Origin of the sequence: Virgibacillus sp. DJP39 (assembly GCF_049310925.1) — a bacterium.
Classification (GTDB): domain Bacteria; phylum Bacillota; class Bacilli; order Bacillales; family Amphibacillaceae; genus Virgibacillus_F.
In genome coordinates, this window is the sequence record NZ_JBMERP010000123.1 from 1 (window position 1) to 7,316 (window position 7,316).

The 7,316-nt window shown below is 39.3% G+C and carries 9 protein-coding genes; 3 read left to right on the forward strand and 6 right to left on the reverse strand.

Annotated features, from left to right (window positions below; genetic code table 11):
- Nucleotides 1–200: 200 nt before the first annotated feature.
- The 4 genes from ehuA to ehuB form a co-directional block, all read right to left on the reverse strand.
- Nucleotides 201–971 carry an ectoine/hydroxyectoine ABC transporter ATP-binding protein EhuA gene (gene ehuA, locus ACOI1D_RS20505; RefSeq protein WP_422503936.1) on the reverse strand — a complete coding sequence of 257 codons (771 nt, stop codon included), beginning with the start codon at nucleotides 969–971 and terminating at the stop codon, nucleotides 201–203.
- 312 nt (nucleotides 972–1,283) lie between these two features.
- Nucleotides 1,284–1,985 (reverse strand): ectoine/hydroxyectoine ABC transporter permease subunit EhuD, encoded by a 702-nt coding sequence (gene ehuD, locus ACOI1D_RS20510; protein WP_422503938.1) that lies wholly within the window; start codon nucleotides 1,983–1,985, stop codon nucleotides 1,284–1,286.
- Nucleotides 1,985–2,611, reverse strand: a complete 627-nt coding sequence (locus ACOI1D_RS20515; RefSeq protein WP_422503939.1) for an amino acid ABC transporter permease — start codon at nucleotides 2,609–2,611, stop codon at nucleotides 1,985–1,987. The genes ehuD and ACOI1D_RS20515 overlap by 1 nt, the downstream gene beginning before the upstream one ends.
- 161 nt (nucleotides 2,612–2,772) lie before the next feature.
- Nucleotides 2,773–3,672 (reverse strand): ectoine/hydroxyectoine ABC transporter substrate-binding protein EhuB, encoded by a 900-nt coding sequence (gene ehuB / locus ACOI1D_RS20520; protein WP_422503940.1) that lies wholly within the window; start codon nucleotides 3,670–3,672, stop codon nucleotides 2,773–2,775.
- 488 nt (nucleotides 3,673–4,160) lie between these two features.
- Here ehuB and ACOI1D_RS20525 point away from each other — a divergent pair, with 488 nt between their 5' ends.
- The 3 genes from ACOI1D_RS20525 to ytzI are packed head-to-tail and all read left to right on the forward strand — an operon-like array spanning nucleotide 4,161 to nucleotide 5,696.
- Nucleotides 4,161–5,075: a ketopantoate reductase family protein gene (locus ACOI1D_RS20525; protein ID WP_422503941.1), complete on the forward strand. Its 915-nt coding sequence runs from the start codon at nucleotides 4,161–4,163 to the stop codon at nucleotides 5,073–5,075.
- Nucleotides 5,076–5,087: 12 nt separating this feature from the next.
- Nucleotides 5,088–5,519, forward strand: coding sequence for a GNAT family N-acetyltransferase (locus tag ACOI1D_RS20530; RefSeq protein WP_422503943.1), 432 nt, complete (start codon nucleotides 5,088–5,090; stop codon nucleotides 5,517–5,519).
- A gap of 18 nt (nucleotides 5,520–5,537) precedes the next feature.
- The gene (gene ytzI / locus ACOI1D_RS20535) at nucleotides 5,538–5,696 is read left to right on the forward strand and encodes a YtzI protein (protein WP_422503944.1); all 159 of its coding nucleotides are present in this window, start codon (nucleotides 5,538–5,540) and stop codon (nucleotides 5,694–5,696) included.
- Between the two features lie 19 nt (nucleotides 5,697–5,715).
- On the opposite strand, the gene ACOI1D_RS20540 is transcribed toward ytzI, so the two are convergent.
- Complete coding sequence (locus ACOI1D_RS20540) at nucleotides 5,716–6,696, reverse strand: ring-cleaving dioxygenase (protein WP_422503946.1); 981 nt, start codon at nucleotides 6,694–6,696, stop codon at nucleotides 5,716–5,718.
- Between the two features lie 76 nt (nucleotides 6,697–6,772).
- Nucleotides 6,773–7,312, reverse strand: coding sequence for a M15 family metallopeptidase (locus tag ACOI1D_RS20545; RefSeq protein ID WP_422503947.1), 540 nt, complete (start codon nucleotides 7,310–7,312; stop codon nucleotides 6,773–6,775).
- Nucleotides 7,313–7,316 lie beyond the last annotated feature (4 nt).

Consider the following 7,316-nt stretch of genomic DNA (forward strand, 5'->3'; position numbering starts at 1 on the left):
CTAAGGCTTTCGGATAACGGTTGATAATCAGGTCGGGACGGTTGATTCCACCGGATAACGGTTGATATCCGGCCAGGAAGGTTGATTCACGTATATCCCTTCAGACTTAGGTCCCTTCACCGGTACTAGGCCTTTATTTAAACAAAAAAACTGACTGAAGGGAATTAACGTCCATCCATTCAGTCAGTTTACATTTTCTTCTAGGTCCTGAAACGATGTAAGAAGCTTTGTAGTCTTTCGTTATCAGCGTTCTCAAGGACCTCCATTGGTGGCCCTTCTTCAGCAATAACCCCATCGTCCAGAAACAAAATGCGGTCTGCAATGTCACGAGCAAATTCCATCTCATGTGTAACAAGCACCATCGCCATCTCTCCCTCTTTGGCAATGTCGCGAATTACTTCAAGTACCTCACCAACAAGCTCTGGGTCCAGTGCGGAAGTTACCTCATCAAACAGCATGATCTTTGGTCGCATCACTAGAGCACGAGCCATTGCTACACGCTGCTTTTGTCCGCCGGATAGCTGGTTTGGGAAGTTGTCTAGTTTGTCACCAAGACCAACCTTCTCCAACATCTCAATCGAAAGTTTCTTAGCAGTTTTTTTATCTTCTTTTTGTACATGAATTGGTGCTGTCATACAGTTTTCCAAAATGGTCATATGTGGGAAAAGGTTAAAGTGCTGGAAAACCATCCCAATATCGCCACGAACCTGTCGCAAATGCTTTTCTGTTGCTGGAACGAATTCCTCGCCTTTTTTCATATGCCATAAGTTTTTTCCGTCGACAATAATGCTTCCGGAAGTTGGCTGTTCTAGTGTCATTAACATACGAATAATGGTTGTTTTACCAGATCCACTCGGGCCAATGACTGCAATCTTTTCTGCTGGTTGTATATCTAAATTAATGCCTTTAAGTACTTCTACATCACCAAATGATTTGTAAACATCCTTATATGAAACAATTGGTTCAGCCATTTTATCACTACTCCTTTTCTTCGTCTTATCTATTTGTCCGTTGCTTACCAGTCGCCTCCGCTTTTCTTGTCTAGCTTCGCGGGCTAGAGACTCGAGACAAGTCAATAGACACTTCGAGTAAAAAGAGCATTACTCTACGGTCTCTTGACTATGCTTGTCGTCTCTATCAAGCCCGCTCCGCTTTTCTTGATCCAGCTGCGGCTCCTTGGGGTTCGCGACATAAGCAAGGAACACTCCGAGTGCTAAGAGCATGCACTCTACGGTTCCTTGCTTATGCGTGTCACCCCAGACCAGTCGCCTCCGCTTTTCTCTCTAACCTGCTTTACTTCCTGTTGGTTCTTTTTTTTCAAATCGCTTATTGAATTTACGTTCTAGTTTATTAATTAAGATTGCTGAAGGGTAGCTTAACACTAGGAATAATATCGCCACAATTGTTAGAGCCTCTAAATATTTCCAGTGCTGAGCACCATAGTCATTTGCCATTGCAAGTATTCCCAGGACCCCGATTGTTGAAGCTAGTGGAACCTCTTTAAACATAATGATTAAATAATTTCCGAGCATCGGAATGGTTGGGGGTATAGCTTGTGGCAAAATAATTTTAGTCCATTTTTTGCCTGTTGAATAGTTTAACGCTGTCGATGCTTCCCATTGTCCTTTATCAACTGCATTAATACCAGTTCGATATACTTCTCCAATATAGGTGCTGTAGTGAATACCCAGACCTAGCACTGCACTCGTAAACGGATCTAAGGCTACGCCAACTACAGGAATCATTGGCCACGCATAAAAGATAAAGAATAACTGAACGAGTGGAGGCGTGGAACGAATGAATTCCATGATTGCCAACAAAACCCATCTAATCGGTGTTATTGGTATGGCTCTTACTAATGTCCAAATGAAGCCAAAAACCAATGCAAATAAATAACATGCAATTGTTAATGAAATTGTAATGCCGAGACCTTGTATGACTATAGGGAAGGCTTCGAAAAATGTAGGCCAACTCCAGTTACCCATTAGCTCGCCACCCCTTTCTTAGAAACACTTTCCATTTTCTTTGTCAGCCAGATTAAAGGTAGAGCTAGAATGAAATAGAATACTAGTACCAATAAATAAACTGTTGGTGCCTGAGATAGATTGGAACTCCGTAAAATGTCTCCATAATACAAAATGTCCATCATACCAATTAACGAGACAAGTGATGTGGACTTTAACATTAGGATAAGATAGTTACCGAATTCCGGTAACATCATGCGCAAAGCCTGTGGGAAAATAACAAGTCTCATGCGTTGAAAGCGTGACATGTTTAGAGCCGTAGATGCTTCAATCTGTCCTTTAGCTACAGATAGAATGGACCCACGAACTATCTCAGACATATATGCTCCATAATTTAATGAGATTGCTAGTACACCTGCCCAAAAGTCACTACCTATTTCAATTCCAAATAGTATCGGCAATGCGTAGTATAGCCAGAATAGTTGAACGATTAATGATGTTCCACGAAATACTTCTACGTAAAAACCAGTGAATTTTCGGAGGATGACGTTATTTGAAAGTCGACAAAAACCAGCAATAAATGCCATGAGATAACCCAAAACTATTGAGGCGAGAAGAACAGTAACCGTTATTTCTACACCCTTCATTAAGACGGGGAAGATTTCAACTATTGCATTAATGGTAATCTCTCCTTCTATGGTTGATTTATTTTTCTAAAGGCAAAAATTATAGGGCCTGACTCCCCTTGGGTGAGGGAGCCGGACCCTATGGAGTCTTTGCTTTTATAGGTGTTTTTATAAATGGTTATTTACTTAATTTCACCACTACAAATTGCTTCAGTCGTAATATCTGCTGGTACAGAGTTTCCTTCTGCACTAAACCCGTTAGCTTCAAGAAGTTTTTTTACTGTGCCATCTTCTTTTAGTTTAGCTAGTTGCTCATTGTACGCCTCACGAAGTTTATCATTGTCTAGGTGAAATGCTGCAGCACCATAGCTTGGAATGCCGTCAATATCTGGCTGTTCAAAGTCTTCAACGAACTCCAGTTTATCATTTCCTGCAGATTTTAACGCCATCTTAACTGTCATTTCTGTACCAGTTGTTGCGTCTGCACGTCCGGATGCAACGGCTGAGAAAGTTCCTGGAATATCAGATGCTGTTTGAATTTGATCTTCACTTACACCCATTTGTTTAAGGAATTCAACTTCTGTTGCACCTGCCATTACGGAAACAGTTATATCAGGATTTGCTGCGATATCAGCATAACTATGGATATCAAGTGGATTTCCTTTTTGTACGATAAGTCCTTCACCATACTGCATCTCTGGTGCACCGAAGTCCGCATTTTCACAACGGTCCGGCTTGATTGCCATACCAGCTGTAATAACATCGAACTTTCCAGCGTTTAATCCTGGAATTAGCTGACCAAAGTCTGCTAATTTACTTTCTACCTTTTCAATTCCCATTTCTTTGAAGACAGCCTGTGCAATATCAACTGCTGCACCTTTTAACTCACCGTCTTCCTGATATGCATATGGAGCTTCATTAGCAAATCCAACGGTTACTGTACCTTCCTCTTTTAACTGCGTTAATAAGTCTTCGCTTCCTTCTTCTCCATTACTAGCATTATCAGTTCCTTCATCTGAACCACATGCTGCTAGTAAAATTAGTGCGAAAAAAAACATGGAAACAATTAATAATTTCTTCATGTCTAATAGACCTCCCCTTTTTTTAGTAGAAAATAAGTGTAAAAACTTTCTTTCTGCATAAGTGCAACTAATTCACTCGCCATTAAGGCATGGCGAATGCCAAGTTTTCTAATAAGCATTGATCACAACAATGCTTTATTCTTAATTAATCCGTGACTATCATATCGGTACATATATACCAGTTTAATTGCATTCAAAAAACATCCTAATATGTAGTTATGGTGTTTTATTGAAATAGTCACTCTATAATGATATCGATATATCAATTGTTTCTCAAATGCGATATATTTAGATAATTTGAAAAAAACAACCAAATTTGTTCTATAAAGTAATTAAACACTTTCTTATTATTAAATTCTTCGCTTTTGTATGATTTACTTATATATCCTCCATATTTGATTGTTGTGACGTAAATTTAAACGTGAGATAGACAAAATCGTTATAAAAAGTGGTACGATAGTATTAATTCAACCATTGGAGGTTTTTTAATGAACGTTGTGATTATTGGCGCAGGTGCGCTTGGGGCATATTTTGGAGGACGGTTGCTTGAGGGTGGAGAAAATGTGACTTTTCTGGTACGTGAAAAAAGAGCCAGGCAAATAGAAGAGCATGGAATGAAGATTACTAGTCCAAAGGGTGATTATCATATAGACAATCCCAGGGTCGAGACAGATGTAACACAGATTGGTGATGTTGATCTTGTTTTGGTAAGCGTAAAAGGATATCATGTGCAAGGTACAATGGATAGCTTGAAGGTTCTTACAAATAAGGAAGCATATGTATTGCCTGTATTAAATGGTATTGAGCATGTTAGTCTGCTGCAGGAGCGGCTCGGCAAAGACTTTGTTCTCGGTGGGCTATCGTTTATTATTGCAACACTTAATGAAGCAGGTCATGTCATCCATTCAAGCGACTTTGATAATTTGATTTTTGGACCACTCCAGCCTAACCAAAAGAATATTTGTCATGATCTAGAGAACGCTTTAAAGAAAACTACGGTTATGGAACGGAATACAGAAAATATTTTAGCAGAACTTTGGAAGAAATATACGTTTATTACTGCTTTTTCTGGGGTCACAACGGCAACTAATCTCCCAATTGGACCAATCAGAGAAGAGCAAGATACATTTCGTATTGCCGAAATGATTTTACATGAGATGAAGGATTTGGCAAAAGCTTATAATGTAGAGGTGAAAGATAAAGAAATTGAAGCTGCTATAAAGAAATTGCGTGCTTTACCGGCAGAAGCGACTTCATCAATGCATCAGGACCGCAGAAAAGGATTGATGCTTGAAGTTGACCATCTACATGGTGGTGCTATTCGATTAGCCAAAGCTGTTGGTGTTCAAATGCCATACACGGAAGCGGTTCATGGCTTAATAAAACCGTTTGAGAATCGCTAGGGAGCTAAACTTATGTATAAAATTAGACAAGCACAGGAAAATGATTATGAAACAATTTTCCAACTGAATAATTCTTTAAAGAACATGCGTCTACTGGAAGTTGATAGTATAATAGAACGTGAATATTACGATCAGTCACTTTTAAGAGAGCAGGACAAATGGTTTGTTGTAGAGAATACAGGGGAATTAATTGCGTTTATTTATTTTACGTATGACTTGAATAAATTAAGCATCAAAAACTTTATCGTTCATAGTGATTATAAGAAAAAAGGAATTGACGAACATTTATACAAGAAGATGGAACAAATAGCATTTAACTGTAAGCTAATGACAATGCAGGTTGAGATTTCCCCGGAGTATACCGATGTGATTGACTTTTTCGAACGAAAAGAATGGGTAAAAGAAACGGGAAAGAAGCGATTATATTTAAAATATATTAGATAAGGCAGAGGGGACTATGTTATGACGGGATATGTTGTGTTAGGGATTGTTATTATATTGGCTGTCTTAGTATTAACGCTAATTACAATTAATAAAGGCTATGCTTATAAGCACTCAATTGATGAACTACCAGAGGGCGACGAAGCTGAGGAAAATAAAAAACGAGTAAACAAATCATAAGACATGAAAAGACCGCGGATCAATCACGCGGTCTTTTCGTGTCTAAAGGCTTCAAACGTGCTTCAATTTCTGTGCGACGATCTTCAAATAAAGGCGGGAGTGCTAATGACTCACCCAAATGATCACTGTCTTCATCTGTTGCAAAGCCAGGTCCATCTGTTGCCAATTCAAATAGAATTCCATTTGGCTCTCTAAAGTAAAGTGATTTAAAATAAAAACGATCGACTAATCCAGAGTTTGGGATACGGGCTGCAACCAAACGATCCTTCCATGCTGCCAGTTCTTCTTCATTTTCAACGCGAAATGCAACATGATGGACACTCCCGCGGCCAGGGCGCTCTTTTGGCAGGTCATCTCGGGTTTCAATGTGTACTTCTGCTCCAGTTCCACCCTCACCAGTAGAAAAAACAAGAATGTCATCCTGCCCGTCAACTATAGAAGAATAGCTCCCTGTTTGTTCAAAGGTTAAAATCTCAGTTAAAACAGCAATAGTTGGAGTGGGGTTCTTAACGGTAAGTTTAGTTGGACCAAGACCGATGACCCCCATGTCGGCAGGTACGCTACTGTGAACCCATGTTTTCCCACCTTTAACCCCAATATTTGTTTCATCAGATACAAGCGTAAGGCGTTGTCCCTCAGGGTCACGAAAATGAATAACCTTTCGTCCACCTTGTTCTGTAATTCCGTCATGGTCTATATCAAATTCTGAAAAACGATGATTCCAAAACTCTAACGCATCATCACTTGATACACGTAATGATGTCCCTGAAATACTTCCTACACCCTGATAAGTTGTTCCAGCATGAGGTATTTCAAAGAATGTTAAATCTGTCCCTGGATTCCCAGCTTCATCTGCATAAAACAAATGATAAACAGATGGATCATCCTGGTTAATAGTCTTTTTCACAAGTCGCATTCCAAGTATATGTGTATAGAAGTCATAATTGTGTTTGGCATTTGCAGTAAGTGCAGATACGTGGTGAATTCCTTTTAGTTCCATTGGAGATTCCTCCTTCAATAATAGCGCAGTTAAATCCAGTATAATTTCCTGCAGAAGTTCTGTCTATTCCTTAGCCTTACTTCGTTTCCTCCTGAACATTAGGTCTTAACCCTTTTTTTAGCTGCCTTATACGCAGCCCGAAATCCATTTGCAAATGGGGGTAATCCTTAAAGTTGGACCAGTCACCACCCCATTCAAATCCTAAATCTTTTGCTATTTCAGCTACCTCAAACCAATCCTTTTTCCCATTATTGTTGCCGTCATAAGTTGTGTCCCAAATAATAGATCCATCATCTTTAAGAATCGCATAATCAATTGCTAAACCATAATTATGATACGATTCTCCGCCCTGTGAATAGGTTACTATACTGCCATCTGTAGTTCTTCCCTGTGCATATAGTTTATTCTGTCGTTCAATGGAGCGCCACTTTTCTGTAATCAGGACATCTATTCCAATAGAAGCTGTCTTTTCAAGTAATTGTTCTTTCTTTTTCTCTAAAATAGGATGCAGTGCCGTTGGTAGTGGAGCGTCCTCACCCAAATCAATGTATTCATTATTTGTCTTGTTATACAGAATGACCAGGGCTATGATAAAAGTAATAATAGCTAACCACATTAGG